At 64.9% G+C, this 20,927-nt stretch carries 19 protein-coding genes; 15 read left to right on the forward strand and 4 right to left on the reverse strand.

Translation table 11 applies throughout. The features are described 5' to 3' along the window. The first annotated feature begins 229 nt into the window (after positions 1 to 229). From PHLH3_RS10930 to PHLH3_RS10965, 8 genes are all read left to right on the forward strand, one after another. Positions 230 to 3,061, forward strand: a complete 2,832-nt coding sequence (locus PHLH3_RS10930) for a 2-oxoglutarate dehydrogenase E1 component (RefSeq protein ID WP_173179517.1) — start codon at positions 230 to 232, stop codon at positions 3,059 to 3,061. Between the two features lie 44 nt (positions 3,062 to 3,105). Continuing rightward, entirely contained in the window at positions 3,106 to 4,335 is a 1,230-nt protein-coding gene (odhB, locus tag PHLH3_RS10935; RefSeq protein ID WP_213629213.1) for a 2-oxoglutarate dehydrogenase complex dihydrolipoyllysine-residue succinyltransferase, read from the forward strand. Between the two features lie 89 nt (positions 4,336 to 4,424). Beyond that, positions 4,425 to 5,861 carry a dihydrolipoyl dehydrogenase gene (gene lpdA, locus PHLH3_RS10940; protein WP_111262875.1) on the forward strand — a complete coding sequence of 479 codons (1,437 nt, stop codon included), beginning with the start codon at positions 4,425 to 4,427 and terminating at the stop codon, positions 5,859 to 5,861. Positions 5,862 to 6,065: 204 nt separating this feature from the next. After that, complete coding sequence (sucC, locus tag PHLH3_RS10945; protein ID WP_111262876.1) at positions 6,066 to 7,232, forward strand: ADP-forming succinate--CoA ligase subunit beta; 1,167 nt, start codon at positions 6,066 to 6,068, stop codon at positions 7,230 to 7,232. Beyond that, complete coding sequence (sucD, locus tag PHLH3_RS10950) at positions 7,232 to 8,119, forward strand: succinate--CoA ligase subunit alpha (RefSeq protein ID WP_111262877.1); 888 nt, start codon at positions 7,232 to 7,234, stop codon at positions 8,117 to 8,119. Before sucC ends, sucD begins: the two co-directional genes overlap by 1 nt. Positions 8,120 to 8,396: 277 nt before the next feature. Then, positions 8,397 to 9,710 carry a branched-chain amino acid transport system II carrier protein gene (gene brnQ, locus PHLH3_RS10955; protein ID WP_213629214.1) on the forward strand — a complete coding sequence of 438 codons (1,314 nt, stop codon included), beginning with the start codon at positions 8,397 to 8,399 and terminating at the stop codon, positions 9,708 to 9,710. Between the two features lie 167 nt (positions 9,711 to 9,877). Beyond that, positions 9,878 to 10,630 carry a DUF599 domain-containing protein gene (locus PHLH3_RS10960; RefSeq protein WP_173179511.1) on the forward strand — a complete coding sequence of 251 codons (753 nt, stop codon included), beginning with the start codon at positions 9,878 to 9,880 and terminating at the stop codon, positions 10,628 to 10,630. After that, positions 10,627 to 11,016, forward strand: a complete 390-nt coding sequence (locus PHLH3_RS10965) for an MAPEG family protein (RefSeq protein ID WP_173179509.1) — start codon at positions 10,627 to 10,629, stop codon at positions 11,014 to 11,016. Before PHLH3_RS10960 ends, PHLH3_RS10965 begins: the two co-directional genes overlap by 4 nt. Positions 11,017 to 11,119: 103 nt before the next feature. Here PHLH3_RS10965 and PHLH3_RS10970 read toward each other — a convergent pair whose 3' ends face one another. After that, the gene (locus tag PHLH3_RS10970; RefSeq protein ID WP_213629215.1) at positions 11,120 to 11,410 is read right to left on the reverse strand and encodes a hypothetical protein; all 291 of its coding nucleotides are present in this window, start codon (positions 11,408 to 11,410) and stop codon (positions 11,120 to 11,122) included. A gap of 130 nt (positions 11,411 to 11,540) precedes the next feature. After that, entirely contained in the window at positions 11,541 to 11,774 is a 234-nt protein-coding gene (locus tag PHLH3_RS10975) for a hypothetical protein (RefSeq protein WP_213629216.1), read from the reverse strand. A gap of 137 nt (positions 11,775 to 11,911) precedes the next feature. On the opposite strand from PHLH3_RS10975, the gene PHLH3_RS10980 reads away from it, so the two are divergent. The 5 genes from PHLH3_RS10980 (at position 11,912) to PHLH3_RS11000 (ending at position 17,471) form a co-directional block, all read left to right on the forward strand. After that, on the forward strand, positions 11,912 to 12,367 hold the full coding sequence (locus tag PHLH3_RS10980) for a PaaI family thioesterase (protein ID WP_173179504.1): 456 nt from the start codon (positions 11,912 to 11,914) through the stop codon (positions 12,365 to 12,367). Then, positions 12,364 to 12,807, forward strand: coding sequence for a PaaI family thioesterase (locus PHLH3_RS10985; RefSeq protein WP_111262884.1), 444 nt, complete (start codon positions 12,364 to 12,366; stop codon positions 12,805 to 12,807). Before PHLH3_RS10980 ends, PHLH3_RS10985 begins: the two co-directional genes overlap by 4 nt. Before the next feature lie 47 nt (positions 12,808 to 12,854). Continuing rightward, positions 12,855 to 14,102, forward strand: coding sequence for an MFS transporter (locus PHLH3_RS10990; protein ID WP_213629217.1), 1,248 nt, complete (start codon positions 12,855 to 12,857; stop codon positions 14,100 to 14,102). A gap of 135 nt (positions 14,103 to 14,237) precedes the next feature. Beyond that, complete coding sequence (gene htpG, locus PHLH3_RS10995) at positions 14,238 to 16,142, forward strand: molecular chaperone HtpG (RefSeq protein WP_213629218.1); 1,905 nt, start codon at positions 14,238 to 14,240, stop codon at positions 16,140 to 16,142. Positions 16,143 to 16,248: 106 nt separating this feature from the next. Then, a protein-coding gene (locus PHLH3_RS11000) for an IS3 family transposase (protein ID WP_213629219.1) occupies positions 16,249 to 17,471 on the forward strand; the annotation gives its coding sequence in 2 pieces (ribosomal slippage) (positions 16,249 to 16,612 and positions 16,612 to 17,471; 1,224 coding nt in all). A gap of 194 nt (positions 17,472 to 17,665) precedes the next feature. Here the strand turns inward: PHLH3_RS11000 and PHLH3_RS11005 are convergent. Then, a complete protein-coding gene (locus tag PHLH3_RS11005; protein ID WP_213629220.1) occupies positions 17,666 to 18,253 on the reverse strand; it encodes a hypothetical protein in 588 nt (195 codons plus the stop codon). Next, positions 18,250 to 18,852 carry a hypothetical protein gene (locus PHLH3_RS11010; protein WP_213629221.1) on the reverse strand — a complete coding sequence of 201 codons (603 nt, stop codon included), beginning with the start codon at positions 18,850 to 18,852 and terminating at the stop codon, positions 18,250 to 18,252. Before PHLH3_RS11010 ends, PHLH3_RS11005 begins: the two co-directional genes overlap by 4 nt. 264 nt (positions 18,853 to 19,116) lie before the next feature. On the opposite strand from PHLH3_RS11010, the gene PHLH3_RS11015 reads away from it, so the two are divergent. Next, positions 19,117 to 19,842, forward strand: coding sequence for a dienelactone hydrolase family protein (locus PHLH3_RS11015; protein WP_213629222.1), 726 nt, complete (start codon positions 19,117 to 19,119; stop codon positions 19,840 to 19,842). A 150-nt stretch (positions 19,843 to 19,992) separates the two neighbouring features. Then, positions 19,993 to 20,916 (forward strand): MHYT domain-containing protein, encoded by a 924-nt coding sequence (locus tag PHLH3_RS30340; RefSeq protein WP_244863016.1) that lies wholly within the window; start codon positions 19,993 to 19,995, stop codon positions 20,914 to 20,916. Positions 20,917 to 20,927 lie beyond the last annotated feature (11 nt).

Raw genomic sequence — 20,927 nt, forward strand, 5'->3', positions numbered from 1 at the left:
GTGACACCTGCGGCGCCGGTTTGCTTCCGGCGCCGCAGTAAAACCAGGACAGCAGCTCACAAAGCGGCGGTCCTTACTCGAAAATACATAGATGACCAGCAGGGGCAACCGGGCTGGTGCCCGGACTATCTGCGGGATCCTTGGTGGCTTTACCGAGTCGCTGTGCCAGGACTGTTGAAACCACGATGATTCCACGCCGGTGGTGTCCCCTTACCGAGGGTGACCAAGCATGCAAGAAAGCGTAATGCAGCGCATGTGGAACAGCGCCCACCTATCCGGTGGCAACGCTGCATATGTGGAAGAGCTCTATGAGCTTTACCTGCACGATCCCAACGCTGTGCCCGAAGAGTGGCGCACCTACTTCCAGAAGTTGCCGGCCGACGGCAACGCCGCCACCGACGTATCGCATTCTACTGTCCGCGACCATTTCGTCCTGCTCGCCAAGAACCAGCGCCGTGCCCAGCCCGTTTCGGCTGGCAGCGTCAGCAGCGAGCACGAGAAGAAGCAGGTCGAAGTCCTGCGCCTGATCCAGGCCTACCGCATGCGCGGCCATCAGGCGGCGACGCTCGACCCCCTCGGCCTCTGGCAGCGCAAGGTGCCGGCCGATCTGTCGATCAACCATTACGGCCTGACCGACGCCGACCTCGACACCACCTTCCGTACCGGTGAGCTCTACATCGGCAAGGAAGAAGCGACCCTGCGCGAGATCCATCAGTCGCTGCAGCAGACCTACTGCCGCACCATCGGTGCCGAGTTCACCCACATCGTCGATTCCGACCAGCGCAAGTGGTTCCAGCAGCGCCTGGAAAGCGTGCGTGGCCGCCCGGCGTTCTCCGCCGAAGTGCAGAGCCACCTGCTCGAGCGCCTGACCGCAGCCGAAGGCCTGGAAAAGTACCTGGGCACCAAGTACCCGGGCACCAAGCGTTTCGGCCTGGAAGGTGGCGAAAGCCTGATTCCGATGCTGGACGAGATCATCCAGCGCTCCGGCGCCTACGGCACTCAGGAAATCGTCATCGGCATGGCCCACCGCGGCCGTCTGAACGTCTTGGTCAACACCTTCGGCAAGAACCCGCGCGACCTGTTCGACGAGTTCGAGGGCAAGAAGGTCGAGGGCCTGTCCTCCGGTGACGTCAAGTACCACCAGGGCTTCTCCTCCAACGTCATGACCTCGGGCGGCGAAGTCCACCTGGCGCTGGCGTTCAACCCCTCCCACCTGGAAATCGTCTCCCCGGTGGTCGAGGGTTCCGTGCGCGCCCGTCAGGACCGCCGCAAGGACAAGGCCGGCGACAAGGTACTTCCGATCTCCATCCACGGCGACGCCGCCTTCGCGGGCCAGGGCGTGGTCATGGAAACCTTCCAGATGTCGCAGACCCGCGGCTACCGCACCGGCGGTACCGTGCACATCGTCATCAACAACCAGGTCGGCTTCACCACCAGCCGTCAGGACGACTCGCGCTCCACCGAGTACGCCACCGACGTCGCCAAGATGATCCAGGCGCCGATCTTCCACGTGAACGGCGACGATCCGGAAGCCGTGCTCTTCGTGACCCAGCTGGCCGTCGACTACCGCATGCAGTTCAAGCGTGACGTGGTCATCGACCTGGTCTGCTACCGCCGTCGCGGCCACAACGAGGCCGACGAGCCGAGCGGCACCCAGCCGCTGATGTACCAGCAGATCGCCAAGCAGCGCACCACGCGTGAGCTCTACGCCGATGCCCTGATCCAGTCCGGCGTGCTCGACAACGAGCGCGTGCAGACCAAGATCGACGAGTACCGCACCGCCCTGGACAACGGCCAGCACGTGGTCAAGAGCCTGGTGAAGGAGCCCAACAAGGAGCTCTTCGTCGACTGGCGCCCCTACCTGGGCCATGCCTGGACCGCTCGCCACGACACCCGTTTCGAGCTCAAGACCCTGCAGGATCTCTCCGCCAAGCTGCTGGAGATCCCGGAAGGCTTCGTCGTCCAGCGCCAGGTTTCGAAGATCCTCGAAGACCGCCAGAAGATGGGCGCCGGCGGCCTGCCGATCAACTGGGGCTACGCCGAGACCATGGCCTACGCCACCCTGCTGTTCGAAGGCCACCCGGTCCGCATCACCGGCCAGGACGTGGGTCGCGGTACCTTCTCGCACCGCCATGCGGCGCTGCACAACCAGAAGGACGCCGGCACCTACCTGCCGCTGCAGAACCTGTTCGACGGCCAGCCGAGCTTCGAACTATACGACTCCTACCTGTCCGAAGAGGCCGTGCTGGCCTTCGAATACGGCTACTCCACCACCACGCCCAACGCGCTGGTGATCTGGGAAGCCCAGTTCGGTGACTTCGCCAACGGCGCCCAGGTGGTGATCGACCAGTTCATCACCAGTGGCGAGCACAAGTGGGGTCGTCTCTGCGGCCTGACCATGCTGCTGCCGCACGGCTACGAAGGGCAGGGCCCGGAGCACTCCTCCGCACGCCTTGAGCGTTACCTGCAGCTGTGCGCCGAGCACAACATCCAGGTCTGCATGCCGACCACCCCGGCGCAGATCTACCACCTGCTGCGTCGCCAGGTGATCCGCCCGCTGCGCAAGCCGTTGGTCGTATTGACGCCCAAGTCCCTGCTGCGCCACAAACTCGCCATCTCCACCCTGGAAGATCTGGCCGAGGGTTCGTTCCAGACCGTCATCGGCGAGATCGACCCGATCGATCCGAAGAAGGTCGAGCGTCTGGTGCTGTGCAGCGGCAAGGTCTACTACGACCTGCTGGAAAAGCGTCGTGCCGAAGGCCGCGAAGACATCGCCATCGTGCGCATCGAGCAGCTCTATCCGTTCCCGGAAGACGACCTGGCCGAAGTTCTTGCCCAGTACAAGAACCTCAAGCACATCGTCTGGTGCCAGGAAGAGCCGATGAACCAGGGCGCCTGGTACTGCAGCCAGCATCACATGCGTCGTGTCGCGGCGGCCCACAAGAAAGGGCTGTTCCTCGAGTACGCCGGTCGTGACGCGTCGGCCTCGCCGGCCTGCGGCTATGCCTCGATGCACGCCGAGCAGCAGGAAAAACTGCTGCAAGATGCCTTTACTGTTTAACGCCTTCGCGCAGATAAAACCGAATTAGATAGGAACCCATACAAATGGCTATCGAGATCAAAGCCCCTACATTCCCCGAGTCGGTTGCCGATGGCACCGTAGCCACCTGGCACAAGAAGCCGGGCGAGGCCGTGAAGCGTGACGAGCTGATCGTCGACATCGAAACCGACAAGGTGGTGATGGAAGTGCTGGCCGAGGCCGACGGCGTCCTGGCCGAGATCGTCAAGAACGAGGGCGACACCGTCCTCAGTGGCGAACTGCTGGGCAAACTGACCGAAGGTGGCGCTGCCGCCGCCGCTCCCGCCGCTGCCGCCCCGGCTGCCGCTCCCGCTGCCCAGGCCGCCGCTTCGGCTGCCGGTGGCGACGACGCCATCCTCTCGCCGGCCGCTCGCAAGCTGGCCGAAGAGAACGGCATCGACCCGAACAGCATCGCTGGCACCGGCAAGGGCGGTCGCGTAACCAAGGAAGACGTGGTCGCCGCCGTCGAAGCGAAGAAATCCGCTCCGGCCGCCGCCCCGGCTGCCAAGGCTGCCGCTCCGGCCGCCGAAGCCCCGGTCTTCGCCGCGGGTGATCGCGTCGAGAAGCGCGTCCCGATGACCCGCCTGCGTGCCAAGGTCGCCGAGCGCCTGGTCGAAGCCCAGTCCACCATGGCCATGCTGACCACCTTCAATGAAGTCGACATGACCGAAGTCATGGCCCTGCGTTCGAAGTACAAGGACCTGTTCGAGAAGACCCACAACGGCGTCCGCCTGGGCTTCATGTCCTTCTTCGTCAAGGCTTCCGTCGAGGCGCTGAAGCGTTTCCCGGCGGTCAACGCCTCGATCGACGGCAACGACATCGTCTACCACGGCTACCAGGACATCGGCGTTGCCGTTTCCAGTGACCGTGGCCTGGTGGTTCCGGTCCTGCGCAACGCCGAGCTGATGAGTCTGGCGGAAGTCGAGAACGGCATCGCCACCTTCGGCAAGAAGGCGCGCGAGGGCAAACTGTCCATCGACGAGATGACCGGTGGCACCTTCACCATCACCAACGGCGGTACTTTCGGTTCGATGATGTCGACCCCGATCGTCAACCCGCCGCAGGCCGCCATCCTCGGCATGCACAACATCATCCAGCGTCCCATGGCCGTGAACGGCCAAGTGGTCATCCGCCCGATGATGTACCTGGCTCTGTCCTACGATCACCGTCTGATCGATGGCAAGGAAGCCGTCAGCTTCCTGGTGACCATCAAGAACCTGCTGGAAGACCCGGCTCGTCTGCTGCTGGACATCTAAATCAGTTGCAAGCCACACGCCGCAAGCTGCAGAACATCGCAGCCCGGCCCGTGGCTTGCCGCTCGAAGCTCGAGGCTTAGGAGAACGTTATGACCCAGAAATTCGACGTGGTAGTGATTGGTGCGGGCCCCGGCGGTTACGTCGCGGCCATCAAGGCAGCCCAACTGGGCCTGAAGACCGCCTGCATCGAGAAATACCAGGACAAGGACGGCAAGACCGCTCTGGGCGGTACCTGCCTGAACGTCGGCTGCATTCCGTCGAAGGCGCTGCTGGACAGCTCCTACAAGTACCACGAGGCCATCGATGGCTTCAAAATCCATGGCATCGAAGCCAAGGGCGTCAGCATCGACGTACCGGCCATGGTCGCGCGTAAGAACGGCATCGTTAAGAACCTGACCGGCGGCGTGAGCACCCTGTTCAAGGCCAACGGCGTCACCCTGCTGGAAGGCCACGGCAAGCTGCTGGCCAACAAGCAGGTCGAAGTCACCGGTTCCGACGGCAAGACCCAGATCGTCCAGGCCGAGAACGTGATCCTGGCATCCGGCTCCCGCCCGGTGGAAATCCCCCCGGCTCCCATCGACCAGGACGTCATCGTCGACTCCACCGGCGCCCTGGACTTCCAGGCCGTGCCGAAGAAGCTCGGCGTGATCGGCGCTGGCGTGATCGGCCTGGAGCTGGGCTCCGTATGGGCCCGCCTGGGTGCCGAAGTCACCGTACTGGAAGCCCTGGACAAGTTCCTCCCGGCCGCTGACGAGCAGATCGCCAAGGAAGCCCTCAAGGTCCTCACCAAGCAGGGCCTGAAGATCCGCCTGGGCGCCCGTGTCACCGGTACCGAAGTTAAGAAGAAGCAGGTCACCGTCAGCTTCACCGACGCCGAAGGCGAGCAGAAGCAGGTGTTCGACAAGCTGATCGTTGCCGTTGGTCGTCGTCCGGTCACCACCGACCTGCTGGCTGCCGACAGCGGCGTTACCCTTGACGAGCGCGGCTACATCTACGTCGACGACCACTGCAAGACCTCCGTTCCCGGCGTCTTCGCCATCGGCGACGTGGTGCGTGGCGCGATGCTGGCCCACAAGGCGTCGGAAGAGGGCATCATGGTCGCCGAGCGCATCGCCGGCCACAAAGCCCAGATGAACTACGACCTGATCCCGTCGGTGATCTACACCCACCCGGAAATCGCGTGGGTCGGCAAGACCGAGCAGTCCCTGAAGGCCGAAGGCGTCGAAGTCAACGTCGGCACCTTCCCCTTCGCGGCCAGCGGTCGCGCCATGGCTGCCAACGACACCACCGGCCTGGTCAAGGTCATCGCCGATGCCAAGACCGACCGCGTCCTGGGCGTCCACGTGATCGGCCCGAGCGCAGCCGAGCTGGTACAGCAAGGCGCGATCGGCATGGAGTTCGGCACCAGCGCCGAAGACCTGGGCATGATGGTCTTCTCGCACCCGACCCTGTCCGAGGCGCTGCACGAAGCGGCCCTGGCCGTGAACGGCCACGCGATCCACATCGCCAACCGCAAGAAGCGTTGAGAAATCAGCCGGGGATGCCGCGCCCTGTTGCGGCCTCCCCAGCGGATTCCTGACAGAAGAACCACGGCGGGCCACCCGTCGTGAGTCCCTCAGGGGCTCACCGCGGAAAGCCCGCCGGACTGCCTTCAGAAGCAGTCACAGGTGGCGCGGCACCACGAATGCAGCGCCGAATGGGCAATACCCAAACGAAGACGGTAGACAAGCATGAATCTCCACGAATATCAGGGTAAGCAGCTGTTCGCTGAGTACGGCCTGCCCGTATCCAAGGGCTTCGCCGTGGATACCCCGGAAGAAGCCGCAGAAGCCTGCGAAAAAATCGGTGGCAGCGAGTGGGTCGTCAAGGCCCAGGTCCACGCCGGCGGCCGCGGTAAAGCGGGCGGCGTGAAGCTGGTCAAGAGCAAGGACGACGCCAAGGCGTTCGCCGCCAACTGGCTCGGCAAGCGCCTGGTGACCTACCAGACCGACGCCAACGGCCAGCCGGTCAGCAAGATCCTGGTCGAGTCCTGCACCGATATCGCCAAGGAACTGTACCTGGGCGCCGTGGTAGACCGTTCCAGCCGCCGCATCGTGTTCATGGCCTCCACCGAAGGTGGCGTGGACATCGAGAAAGTAGCCCACGAGACTCCCGAGAAGATCCTCAAGGCCACCGTTGACCCGCTGGTCGGCGCTCAGCCCTACCAGGGTCGTGAACTGGCCTTCCAACTGGGCCTGCAAGGCGACCAGATCAAGCAGTTCACCCACATCTTCGTGAACCTGGCCAAGCTGTTCCAGGACTACGACCTGGCCCTGCTGGAAGTGAACCCGCTGGTGATCAAGGCCGACGGCAACCTGCACTGCCTGGACGCCAAGATCAACATCGACAGCAACGCCATGTACCGCCAGCCCAAGCTGCGCGCCATGCACGACCCGTCCCAGGACGACGCGCGTGAAGCCCATGCGCAGAAGTGGGAACTGAACTACGTCGCGCTGGAAGGCAACATCGGCTGCATGGTCAACGGCGCTGGCCTGGCCATGGGCACCATGGACATCGTCAACCTGCACGGTGGCAAGCCTGCCAACTTCCTCGACGTCGGCGGCGGCGCTACCAAGGAGCGCGTGACCGAAGCCTTCAAGATCATCCTGTCCGACAGCAACGTAGCTGCCGTACTGGTGAACATCTTCGGCGGTATCGTTCGTTGCGACATGATTGCCGAAGGCATCATCGGTGCAGTGAAGGAAGTCGGCGTGAAGATCCCGGTGGTCGTCCGCCTGGAAGGCAACAACGCCGAACTCGGCGCCAAGGTACTGGCCGAAAGCGGTCTGAACATCATCGCTGCGACCAGCCTGACCGACGCTGCCCAGCAGGTCGTCAAGGCCGCGGAGGGTAAGTAATGAGCGTCCTGATCAATAAAGACACCAAAGTAATCTGCCAGGGCTTCACCGGCTCGCAGGGCACCTTCCACTCCGAGCAAGCCATCGCCTACGGCACCAAGATGGTTGGCGGCGTGACCCCCGGCAAGGGCGGCACCACCCACCTCGGCCTGCCGGTGTTCAACACCGTCAAGGAAGCCGTGGAAGCCACCGGCGCCGACGCATCGGTGATCTACGTTCCGGCTCCGTTCTGCAAGGATTCCATCCTCGAAGCGGCTTTCGGCGGCATCAAGCTGATCGTCTGCATCACCGAAGGCATCCCGACCATCGACATGCTGGAAGCCAAGGTCAAGTGCGACGAGCTGGGCGTACGCCTGATCGGCCCGAACTGCCCGGGCGTGATCACTCCTGGCGAGTGCAAGATCGGCATCATGCCGGGTCACATCCACCTGCCGGGCAAGGTAGGCATCGTGTCGCGTTCCGGCACCCTGACCTATGAAGCCGTGAAGCAGACCACCGACGCCGGCTTCGGCCAGTCCACCTGCGTGGGCATCGGTGGCGACCCGATCCCGGGCTCCAACTTCATCGACATCCTGAAGCTGTTCCAGGAAGACCCGAAGACCGAAGCGATCGTCATGATCGGTGAGATCGGCGGTTCCGCTGAAGAAGAAGCCGCTGCCTTCATCAAGGCCAACGTGACCAAGCCGGTGGTGTCCTACATCGCCGGTGTCACCGCACCGCCCGGCAAGCGCATGGGCCACGCCGGCGCCATCATCTCCGGCGGCAAGGGCACTGCGGACGAGAAGTTCGCCGCCCTGCAGGACGCGGGTGTGAAGACCGTGCGTTCCCTGGCCGACATCGGCAAGGCCCTGGCCGAGCTGACCGGCTGGGAAGTGAAGAAGGCCTAAGGCTTTCCGATCTGAGCAAAGGCCACCTTCGGGTGGCCTTTGTGTTTTTTCGCGCCTGTTCTTCAGGCGACAGATAGTTAAGTCCTGTCGACAGGCTGATGCATGTCAGTGCCGGTAGGCTGAACAAATCGCTAGTCTTGCACCCCTCAAGCTCGCCAGGCTCCACAAGGGCAGGGAACGGGCACCCATGGTCGATCCCAAAACGGATGGATGACGTTTCCCGTACCCCGGGGAAACCCTCTGAAACTATGAAATTCTGCCTGTGGTATTCCTCCCTATGACTCGTTTGAAAGGCTCGGACCTCCTGGCCCTCGGCTTCATGACATTCGCGCTGTTCCTTGGCGCCGGCAACATCATTTTTCCGCCCAGCGCCGGCATGGCTGCGGGTGAAAACGTCTGGCGCGCCGCGCTCGGCTTCCTGCTCACCGGCGTCGGCCTGCCGCTGCTCACCGTGGTCGCCCTGGCACGTGTCGGGGGCGGCATGGACCGCCTCACCGCGCCGCTCGGCAAGGCTGCCGGCCTGGCCTTCGCGGTAGCCGTGTACCTGGCCATAGGGCCTCTTTTCGCCACCCCGCGTACCGCCGTGGTTTCCTTCGAGATGGGTGTTGCGCCATTCACCGGAGAAAGCGGCATCGCACTGTTCACCTACAGCGTGCTGTACTTCGGTGCCGTGCTCTTCCTGGCCCTGAATCCCGGCAAGCTGGTGGACAGCATCGGCAAGTTCATCACCCCTGTGCTGCTGGCGGCGCTGCTGGTTCTGGGCGGTGCCGCGATGAGCATGCCGGCCGGTCCCATCGGCAGCACCTCGCAGGCTTACCAGGCCGCGCCGCTGGTGGAAGGTTTCCTGCAGGGCTACCTGACCATGGACACCCTGGGTGCGCTGGTATTCGGCATCGTCATCGCCACGGCCATCCGCGACCACGGTGTCGAAGATGCCGGCCTGGTTACTCGCTACTCCGTCATAGCCGGGATCATCGCTGCTTCCGGACTGGCCGCCGTCTACCTCGCGCTCTTCTATCTGGGAGCCACCAGCCAGGGCATCGCCGGTGACGCACAGAACGGTGTACAGATCCTCACCGCCTACGTTCAGCACACCTTCGGCACCGTCGGCAGCCTGCTGCTGGCCGTGGTCATCACCCTGGCCTGCCTGACCACCGCCGTCGGCCTGCTGACCGCGTGCGGCGAGTTCTTCAGCCGCATCCTGCCGGTCTCCTACCGCACCGTGGTACTGGGGCTGGCCGCGTTCAGCCTGCTGGTGGCCAACCAGGGGCTGACCCAGCTGATCGCCTTCTCGGTGCCTGTGCTGGTGGGGCTGTATCCCCTGGCGATCGTCCTGGTGGCATTGAGCCTCTGCAATCGCCTGTGGCTGTCGTCGCGTCGCGTCTTCGTGCCCACGATGCTCGTTGCCCTCGTCTTCGGCCTCATCGACGGCCTGGGCGCTGCCGGCTTCAAGTCGTTGGTACCGTCCTTCATCGAGCACCTGCCGTTCTCCAGCCAGAGCCTGGCCTGGCTGCTGCCGGTGCTGCTGGTCCTGGTGCTGGCGGTTATCGCCGACCGCCTGGCGGGCCGCCCCGCCGTCGCGCCGGCCTGAGCCGCTTCGCACCCTTTGAGAGGCCACCTGCGGGTGGCCTTTTTCATGGCTGCCCCTGCCACCGCGCCTGGTTGAAAGCGGGTGCGGTGTTGCGTCGGTGACCGGGTGTCTTCCCCGGCGGCGTTGACGTCTACAGGGCGGTTCCCCTTATCCGCACCAGGCCACCCATGAACGACATTTCCGAGCTGATCGACTTCCACTACCTGTGGAACCTGCTGGCCATCCTCTGGTTCATCCTCTGCTGGGGTGGCTACACCCGCTACGCCACCTGGAAGGGCAGGGACACCCCGTGCCTCGCCTCGGTCATGCACCTGTATCGCGAAGACTGGATGCGCCGCCTGCTGCTGCGCGACAACCGCATCGCCGACGCCAGCGTGATCGGCAACCTGGAGCGCAACGCCTCCTTCTTCGCCTCCAGCACCCTCATCATCCTCGCCGGCGTGCTCACCGTGCTCGGCTCCACCGACCGCGCCGTCTCCATCCTCGCCGACCTGCCGTACGTCGAGCCCGCCAGCCGGGGCATCTCCGAGGTCAAGCTGCTGGCCATCGCCGTGGTGTTCGTCTACTCCTTCTTCACCTTCAGCTGGTGCATGCGCCAGTACAACTTCGCCGCCGTACTGGTGGGGGCGGCGCCGATGATCGGCGAGCGCAACGTCGGCGACCAGGAACGCAAGGACTTCGCCGTGCGCACCGCGCGGGTCATCTCGCTCGCGGCCAACCAGTTCAACCTCGGCCTGCGCAGCTACTACTTCGGCCTGGCCATGCTGGCCTGGTTCATCAACCCCTGGTTCTTCATGCTGATCACCGCAGGCGTGGTCCTGGTGCTGTATCGACGCGAATTCCACTCCGCTGTGCTAGAGGTGATGGTGTACACCCCGACGACACAGGCGGCGGAGCCGCCGAAGGAGAAAAACGAATGAGTATTCCGTTCTGGTGCGTGTTCTTCGCTGCCCTGCTGATCTACATCGCCAAGATTCCCGTGGCCAGGGCCATGAAGGAGGAGGGCGGCGGCTACGACAACCACCACCCCCGGGCCCAGCAATCCCGCCTGACCGGCTTCGGCGGTCGTGCGCTGGGGGCGCACCTCAACAGCATCGAGATCTTCCCGCTGTTCGCCGCCGGCGTGCTGATGGCCCACACCACCGACACCCGTGGCTGGCTGATCGACCTGCTGGCGCTGGTGTTCATCGTCTCCCGGGTGATCTACCTGTTCCTCTACTGGAACGACATCCACCTGCTGCGCAGCCTGGTATGGGTGGTCGGGCTCGTGTGCTGCCTGCTGTTGATGCTCAGCCCGGTGCTCTGACTCATCGTCACCCCCGCGCAGGCGGGGGCGACCGACTGGCACCCGGCAGATACGAGAAGGCCCGCATGATGCGGGCCTTTGCGTTGGGGGATGGAGCCTGGGGTCACTTGCCGTCGATGGCGTCCTTGGCTTCGTCGCCGGCGCCTTCCACCGCATCGCCGATGTCATCGGCGGCCTCTTCGGCCTTCTCGCCGGCGGTGGGTTCGTGACCGGTGATCGGGTCGGCCTTCCGTTCGGCCGCCTCGCCGCTTTCCTTCGCCGCGTCGCCCAGGGATTCCATGGCTTCGGATGCCGATTCCTTGGCCGCTTCCATCTTGTCTTCCGGGGTCTTTTCGCAGGCTGCCAGGCCGAGGGTCACGGCCAGGATCAGGGCATAGGGAAGGGGATTGAGCACGGTATGTCTCCTGGTTCTCTAGGGGCGGGATGAGTGGCCTCATCGCGTGCCGTTTGGAGCCCAGGCGTTTCGCTTTAGTTCCTCGAGTTGCCGCCAGCCCGCATGGCGCAAGGGCTGGCGGCTGCCGCTGTTACTGCTGGCCGCTGGGCTGGCCACCCTGCGGGGCGGCTTCCGGTGCGGTGCTCGGCGCAGCCGGGGTGGAGGGGGCCGGAGCCGGGGTCTGCGGGGCACCGCCAGGTGCCGGCTGGGTGGCGGCGGGCGGGGTTTCGCTCGGCTGGGCGGCCTTGTCGTCAGCGGGTTTGTCGCAGGCGGCGAGGCCCAGGCTCGCGGCGATCAGCAGGGCATAGGCATAGGACTTGTGCATGGGGGGTCTCCTTGGTCTCGGTTGTTGCACGACGAGCTTTCGAGTCCCCCTGTGCCCCGGAAGTTCAGCCGGATCGCCCCGGCGGCGGGCCGCGCTGTATCATGCGCGCCTTCACGCCAACGCCATGGAACCACCGGATGAGCGACAACCCCATTCTCGACAATGCCCAGCGCTTCCTGTCCGTGCTGCGCCACTGCCAGGTGCTCGGCCTGCGCGTGCACGATGCCGACAGCCGGGGCCTGACCCTGTGCCTGCCCTACAGCGAGCGGATCATCGGCAACCCGGAAACCGGCGTCATCCATGGCGGCGCCATCACCACCCTGATGGACACCACCTGCGGCATCTCCACCGTCTGCGTGCTCCCGGAGTTCGAGATCTGCCCGACCCTCGACCTGCGCATCGACTACATGCACCCGGCCGAGCCGAACAAGGACGTCTTTGGTTTCGCCGAGTGCTACCGCGTCACGCCCAACGTCATCTTCACCCGCGGCTATGCCTACCAGGACGACCCGGAGCAGCCCATCGCCCATGTGGTCGGTGCCTTCATGCGCATGGGCAAGCCCAGCCAGCTGAAGAAGGGGAGCGCGGCATGAAGCTCGATCTCGACGCCCTGGTACGAGAAGCCCACGAGAAGAACGACTACGACTCGCTGGTGTGCCTGATCCCCTACGCCAAGCTGCTGGGCATCGAATGCCTGCGCCTGGGGGAGGACATGGTGTTCCGCCTGCCGGCGAACAAGGACAACATCGGCAACCCGACCTTGCCGGCCATCCACGGCGGCGTGATCGCCGGCTTCATGGAGCACGCCGCGATGCTCCACCTGCTGATGTTCATGGGCATTCCACATTTGCCCAAAATCATCGACTTCTCGATAGATTACCTACGCGCCGGGCACTATCGTGACACCTTCGCCACCTGCCAGGTCTGGCGACAAGGCCGTCGCGTCGCCAACGTTGCCATCACCGCCTGGCAGACCAACCAGACCGAGCCCATCGCCACCGCCCGCGCCCACTTCAAGGTCGACGAACCCTGACCCGTGGCCGGGTGCGATACGCCCGGTCACGCACCAAGGAATCCTGGATGGATGCACTACTGATACTCGGCGGGCTGCTGCTGATCCTCGCCAGCCTCGTCTGGCTGGTCATGCTCGCCTTCGGTACCAGCCTGCTGTGGGGGATCGGCAGCCTGTTGCCGCCGCTCACCCTCGGCTACATCGCCGCGCACTGGCGCACCGCGCGCAAGGCGGTGATGCTCGCGGCCCTCGGCGTCATCCCGCTGATCGTCGGGCTGACCCTCCTGGCCAACCGCGACCCCGAGCGCCTGCACGCCCTGGTCAGCCTCGAATGGCTCAAGGGCGAGCGCAAGGCGCCGAGCGAACTGGCCATCGACCTGCGCGGCGAGCTCAACGGCCAGCCCTTCCAGCCCCAGCAGGCCGAGCTCATCGATGGCGTGCTCAGCCTGCGTGAAGGCCAGGACTTCTTCGCCCGCCGCGAGGTGAGCATCCGCCTGGGCCAGCAACCCGGGGACGAACTGCGCCTGGACGTGCTGCCCGAAGACGCCGGCAGCAAGCCCGAGGTCGAGATCAGCTGGCTGCTGCCCGAGCAGGAGCTGCCCGAGGCGCGACGCCTGGGCAGGGGCTACACCCTGCACCTGGACCTCAAGCGGCGCGGCCCGAACACCCTCGCCGGTGCCTTCCACCTGGTGCTGCCGCCGCAGTTCCACACCACCCTTAGCGGTGAGGTCGAGCTGTTCACCGACCGCCTGCGCTACCGGGACGGGCAGGTCGACCTGCGCCACGACTCCATGGACACCCTGCACTACGTCGCCCGCGACTACCTGCAGCGCCGTTTCGCCACCCGCCAGGTCGAAGTGGCACGGCTGCCGACCGCCAGCCTGCCCGCGCGCGAACTGGAGCTGGAAGTCGACGCCCGCATCGACGGCACCGCCCAGCGCCTGCCGCTGCAGTTCATCCGCAGCGACCTGCGCGGCTGGGCCATCCGGGGCGACCGCTTCCCGGCCTTGCCAGCGGTCGAATCCAAGCCCGAGACCGCCAGCGCCAAGGCCGAGGACGCCCCGGCCGAACGCACCTCGCGTCCGGCCGACCGGCGCCAGCGCTTCTCCCTGGAGCGCCTGCTGAACAACCCCAACCACTACCAGAACCTCGCCATGCGCGTGCAGACCCAGCGTGGCAGCCTGGCCGAAGGGCGCTTCAACGGCATCAACGGTGCCGGCCAGATCATCATCCGCCGCAACATCTCCGGGCAGGGCGAGGCCAGCTTCGTGCTGCGCCCCGAAGAGATCGCCCGCATCGAGCTGCTCGAGCCCTGACCCCCGCCGTCACGGCCGCCCGCCCGGGCGGTCGTCGACGCCCTCCATGCAAGCCCTTGAAATTGAACAGCAAGCCCCCATCTGGATGACATCCGCCGCAGTCGCGGCCTATATCATCCGTGGAGTTAGACGACCATGAGTGTGGAGACTCAAAAAGAAACCCTGGGCTTCCAGACCGAAGTGAAGCAACTGCTTCACCTGATGATCCATTCCTTGTACTCCAACAAGGAAATCTTCCTGCGCGAGCTGATCTCCAACGCCTCCGACGCAGCCGACAAGCTGCGTTTCGAAGCGCTGGCCAAGCCGGAGCTGCTCGAAGGCGGCGCCGAGCTGAAGATCCGCGTGAGCTTCGACAAGGACGCCAAGACCGTCACCCTCGACGACAACGGCATCGGCATGAGCCGCGATGAAGTCATCGCCCACCTGGGCACCATCGCCAAGTCCGGCACCGCCGACTTCCTGAAGAACCTGTCGGGCGACCAGAAGAAGGACTCGCACCTGATCGGCCAGTTCGGCGTGGGCTTCTACTCCGCCTTCATCGTCGCCGACAAGGTGGACGTGTTCACCCGTCGCGCCGGCCTCTCCGCCGCCGAGGGCGTGCACTGGTCGTCGAAAGGCGAGGGCGAGTTCGACATCGCCAGCATCGAGAAGGCCGAGCGCGGCACCCGCATCGTCCTGCACCTGAAAGCCGGCGAGGAAGAGTTCGCCGATGGCTGGCGCCTGCGCAACGTCATCAAGAAATACTCCGACCACATCGCCCTGCCCATCGAACTGCCGAAAGAGCACTACGGCGAAGAGAAGGACAAGCCGGCCGAGCCCGAGTGGGAGACCGTCAACCGCGCCAGCGCCCTCTGGACCCGTCCGCGCACCGAGGTGAAGGACGAGGAATACCAGGAGTTCTACAAGCACGTCGCCCACGACTTCGAGAACCCGCTGTCCTGGAGCCACAACAAGGTCGAGGGCAAGCTGGAATACACCTCCCTGCTGTACGTCCCGGCCCGTGCGCCGTTCGACCTGTACCAGCGTGAAGCGCCGCGAGGCCTCAAGCTCTACGTCCAGCGCGTATTCATCATGGATCAGGCCGAACAGTTCCTGCCCTTGTACATGCGCTTCATCAAGGGCGTGGTGGACTCCAACGACCTGTCCCTGAACGTCTCCCGCGAGATCCTCCAGAGCGGCCCGGTGATCGACTCCATGAAGTCGGCGCTGACCAAGCGCGTACTGGACATGCTGGAGAAACTGGCCAAGAACGAGCCCGAGCAATACAAGGGCTTCTGGAAGAACTTCGGCCAGGTCCTCAAGGAAGGCCCGGCGGAGGACTTCGCCAACAAGGAGAAGATCGCCGGCCTGCTGCGCTTCGCCTCCACCAGCGACGAAAGCGGCGAGCAGAGCGTCTCCCTGGCCGACTACATCGGCCGCATGAAGGAAGGCCAGGACAAGGTCTACTTCCTCACCGGCGAATCCTACGCCCAGGTGAAGAACAGCCCGCACCTGGAAGTCTTCCGCAAGAAAGGCATCGAAGTGCTGCTGCTCACCGACCGCATCGACGAGTGGCTGATGAGCTACCTCACCGAATTCGACGGCAAGCACTTCGCCGACGTGGCACGCGGCGACCTCGACCTCGGCAAGCTGGACTCGGAAGAGGACAAGAAGGCCCAGGAAGAAGTGGCCAAGGCCAAGGAAGGGCTGGTCGAGCGCCTCAAGGCCGCCCTCGGCGATGACGTCTCGGAAGTGCGCGTCTCGCACCGCCTGACCGACTCCCCGGCGATCCTCGCCATCGGCGAACAGGACCTGGGCCTGCAGATGCGCCAGATCCTCGAAGCCAGCGGGCAGAAGGTGCCGGACTCCAAGCCCATCTTCGAGTTCAACCCCAGCCACCCGCTGATCGAGAAGCTGGACAACGAGCAGGATGAAGAGCGCTTCGGCGAGCTGTCCCACATCCTCTTCGACCAGGCCGCCCTGGCCGCCGGCGACAGCCTGAAGGACCCGGCCGCCTACGTGCGCCGCCTGAACAAGCTGCTGGTGGAACTCTCCGCCTGAGGCGCGTGAAGCACCCCGGAAAGGCCCGCGTAAGCGGGCCTTTTTCATGGGCGTGTCCCGTCCTGAATAAGGTTTACACCTTCGCCCTTATTTCAGGAGAACCCCGATGGCAGAAGGTATCCGTCGCAGTCAGCGTGATTACACACAGGCTTTTAAACTGGCAGTGGTCGATCAGGTCGAAAAAGGCGAAATGAGCTACAAAGAGGCTCAGGCTCGCTACGGCATCCAGGGCCGATCGACGGTGCTGGTGTGGTTACGCAAGCATGGCCGGCAGGACTGGAGTCAGGGAGCTTCCATTCGATCCGCCAGGAGCAAGCCGATGTCCGAACCCAACCTGCCACTGACGCCGGAGCAGCGCATCAAGGAGCTGGAGCAGCAGCTGGAAGTCATGAGCCAGAAGGCCCAGTTCTTCGAGGCGGTCGTGACTGTACTGAAGAACGACTACGGCGTATCCGTTGTAAAAAAGCGTCCCGGCAAGTCCTCACGCAAAGGCAAGTCCCGGCGCTGAGCGTTAGCAGGGCTTGCCAGTTCATGGGCTTGAGTCGCCAAGCCTATTACCAGCGCAACCGCTCGGCGGACCGGCGTTCCGAGCAAGATTCGCTGATTGCCCAGGTCGTGCGTGAGGTACGGATGCGGCAGCCCCGTCTGGGAACGCGCAAGTTGCATTTTTTGCTGCAGGATCAGGCCAGGATCGCGTTCCATGTGGGTCGGGATCGCCTGTTTAGGGTGCTGGCGGAGCATCGCCTGCTGGTCAAACCCAAGCGGGCGTACCACAAGACCACCCACAGCTTTCACCGGTTCTATCGTCATCCGAATCTGCTCAAGCCAGGGCCACAGCAGGTGTTGCCCTGCGCCCCGGAACAGGTATGGGTGGCGGATATCACCTATTTGCCGAGCCAGAGCGGTCCGCTTTACCTGAGCCTGGTCACCGATGCCTATTCGCGCAAGATCGTCGGCCATCACGTCCACGACAGCCTGCATGCCGAGTCGGTGGCCCGAGCCTACAGCCAGGCGCTGCGGTACCGCACGACGCGGAACCCCCTGGTGCATCACTCCGACCGAGGCATCCAGTACTGCTCGGAGCTGTACCAGCGCCTGCACGCGCAGCACGGGGCAACCTGCTCGATGACCGATGGTTACGACTGTTACCAGAATGCGCTGGCTGAGCGCGTCAACGGCATCCTGAAGAACGAGTTGCTGGAGCACCCACCCACCGACCTCGGACAGGCGCGCCGCATGGTGCGCGAAGCCGTCGATATCTATAACCGGGAGCGGCCTCACCTGGCTCTGAAATACAAAACGCCCAATGCGGTGCATCGGGCGTTTTGAGGTCTGGAGCCTGACCTGAAAGGTGTAAACCTATTTCAGGACTAGACAGCGCAGCATGAGGGTGCTCTTGGTCGGGTGGGTGGAGCGCAGCGAAACCGCGATTGCCAGGCCCCAGGCTCACCCATCCTCCGGCCCATCACCCCAAACGAAAAAGGCCCGCAATTGCGGGCCTTCTTCATGGCCTGGCGGGCGGGTCAGAACACGCCGTTCTTGCTGGCGTCGAGGATGGTCGCCTTGTTGTTGTCGTAGTGGATCTGGTTGATCTTGCTGAACGGGTTGGCGACCACGACGCCGGGGAACAGCAGGATCTGCATCCAGGTGCGCACGCTGTCCTGCTTGGTCACCTCGGCCAGCACCTTGCCGTCGCGGCTGCGGTAGGTGGTCTGGGTGATCACGCGGTCCTCGGCGGTGGACGGCACCACCATCAGGGTCAGGCCGCTGATGAAGGCCAGCGCCATGCTGCCGTGGCCGTCGTTGGTCACCTTCACCTCGGCGGTGATGTCGGCGTCACCGAAGCCTTCGGTGACCGAGGAGAACAGGTTCGATTCCTTGTAGGCCTTGCCGGTGATGTCGGACCAGGCTTTTACGGTGGCCGGCTGCACGGCGCCATCGACGTCGTTCATCTTGACCTTGCCTTCCACTACGTAGCGCAGCGAGGGCTTCTGTTCCCCGGCTTGCGGCCAGTTGCCGAGATTCTCTGTCTCGCCCGAACGGAAGCCGGCACAGCCGGTGAGCAGGGCCAGGCCCAGGAGGAGGGTGGTGATGCGCAGGACGTGGGTCATTTCGTTTGTTTTCCAAGATCGGATTGGTATTGGTCGAGCAGGTCGGCGAGTGCGCCCTGGCGTTCGGGGCCGCCACTGACCGGGCCCAGCGAGTAGAGCGAAATGCTGCGCTCGCCGTACTGGCGGGTCTGGTAGCTGTAGAGCAGCTTGCCCTGGGCGTCGCTCACCTGGAGGCGGCCGCTGACGTTGGACTCGTCGATGTGGGTGGTGCCGCCGAACCAGATGTAGCCGGTCAGGGTCACGATGGCGAAAGGGAAGTACCCGCCGTAGGGACGACGGTGGACGTTGTAGGTGTCGAAGCTGAACGACAGCACCTGGTCGTCCGGGGCGATGGCCTGCCCGGGCATGCGCACGTCGCTGAAGCGGTTGCTGGCCTTGAGGTAGTTTCCCAGGCTCAGGGTCATGCCGTTGGACTCGGTCTTCCCGGCGTTCCACTTGACGAAGGTCTTGTCGGTCACCTCGACACGGGCGAGGGCGACGCTTTGCCGGGCAGGGCTGGCGGCCTTGTCGGGGGCGGGGAAGTCGGTGCCCTGGGGCACGGTCACGCAACCACCCAGCAGGGACAGGGAAAGAAGGACAGCGGCGAAAGGCCCCTTCATGTCACGCTCCTTGTGAGAAGAATTCGGTTGGAAGTCATGGATGCCGGAAAACCGGCGGCGGCATGATGCCAATCTGATGGCGGTGTCGCAAGTTGCAGCGCCACCCAGGAACCAGGAACGCGATCGGGCTCACGGCTTCGGGCGCCGCGTCATCGCCATCCAGCCCGTGCGTTCGCCTCCAAGCGCGGCTAAGCTCCTTCGCTCGGGCCAGGAGCCCCAGGCCAGAGCGGACGGCCGTCCCCCTTCCACGATGAGAGGTGATCCATGAGTCAGATCCGCGCCCACGCCATCAGCTATGAAGTCGACGGCCAGGTCTTCGAGGGGCAACTGGTCTATGACCCCAATGTCGAAGACCCACGGCCGGGCCTGCTGATGGCACCCAACTGGTTCGGCATCACCGAAAGCGCCATCCAGACCGCGCGCCAGGTGGCCGAGGAGAGGAGGGTGGTGCTGGTGGCCGACCTCTACGGCGCCGGGGTGCGGCCTGCCGATGCCCATGAAGCGGGGGCCGCCATGGCGCCGCTCAAGGAAGACCGCGAGCTGTTGCGCCGGCGCATGCTCGCCGCGCTGCAGGCCCTGCGCGAGCAACACGCGGTGACGGTCGACCCTCAGCGCCAGGCCGCCTTCGGCTTCTGCTTCGGCGGCACCTGCGCCCTGGAGCTGGCCCGCGCGGGGGCCGATCTCAAGGCCTTCGTCTCCTTCCACGGCGCACTGGACACGCCCGACCCGGCAGTCGCCAGGCGCATCAAGGGCGCAGTGCTGGTGCTCGATGGCGCCGCCGACCCACTGGTGCCCCGCGAGCAACTGCCCGCCTTCGCCGCCGAGATGAGCGCCGCCGGGGTCGACTGGCAACTGCTCAGCTACGGCGGCGCCGTGCACTCCTTCACCGACCCCGACGCCAAGCGCCCCGGCGTCGCCGAATACAACGCGCGGGTCGCCCGTCGTGCCTTCGCGGCCATGGATGCATTGCTGGACGAAGTCTTCACCTGACCGACCGGACAGGTGGTTTTGCATTCGCACGCGGATGATGGCATTTTGCCGGTCATGCGCGCGTATCCACTGGCCGGCCCGGCATTGACTGACGGGGCGCGACCGTGTTGATTCTTCAGACGCCCGCCCCGCCCGCGAGACCCGGATTCGATGCCCGATCTGTCCCTGTTCTTCTTTGATGCCAACCAGCCCAGCCTGCTGGTCTTCGGCCAGCACGACCCCTGGATGGTGCTGCTGTCGGTCCTGATCGCCATCTTCACCTCCGGCATGGCCCTGCAACTGGCTGGCGTCGCGCGCCTGAGCAGCAGTCGCCTGTATCGCCAGGTGGCCATCATCACCGGCGCCGCCGCGCTGGGCGGTGGCGTCTGGGCCATGCACTTCATCGGCATGCTGGCCTTCCAGCTGTGCGCTGCGGTGCGCTACGACCCGGCTGTCACCGTGCTCTCGGTGCTGCCCAGCCTGTTCGCGTCCTGGGTGGCGCTGAACCTGCTGGCGCGCAACGAGGTCAGCGCCGTGCAGTTCATCGGCGGTGGTGTGCTGGTGGGGGCCGGCATCGGTGCCATGCACTATAGCGGCATGGCGGCGATGCAGATGGCCCCGCTGCTGCGCTACGACCCCTGGGGCTTCGCCCTGTCGATCCTGGTGGCGGTGGTGCTGGCGATCATCGCCCTGTGGGTGCGCTTCGGCCTGCGCCGCCACCTCGGCGGCGTCCCGGCCATCGTCGTCAGCGGCACGGTGATGGGCCTCGCCATCGCCGGCATGCACTACACCGGCATGGCGGCGGCGCGTTTCGTCGGCACCGAGGAGTTCGCGATGCCCCAGGGCGTGCGCGGCAGCTTCTACCTGGCGCTGGCCGTGGCCATGGCCACCATCTCCCTCAGCGTATTCGTCGGCGCCGCCAATGGCCTGCTGCGCTATCGCCACCTGTTCCGCGAGCTGGAGGCCGGGCGCAGCCACCTGTCCTCGCTGCTGGACGCGGCCTTCGAGGCCATCTTCACCATCGACGACGAAGGCGTGGTGCGCTCGGTCAACCACGCGGTGCTCGGCCTGTTCGGCTGGCCCCCGAGGAACTGATCGGAAAGCAC

It is taken from the genome of Pseudomonas sp. Pc102 (assembly GCF_018408275.1).
Taxonomy (GTDB): domain Bacteria; phylum Pseudomonadota; class Gammaproteobacteria; order Pseudomonadales; family Pseudomonadaceae; genus Metapseudomonas; species Metapseudomonas tohonis.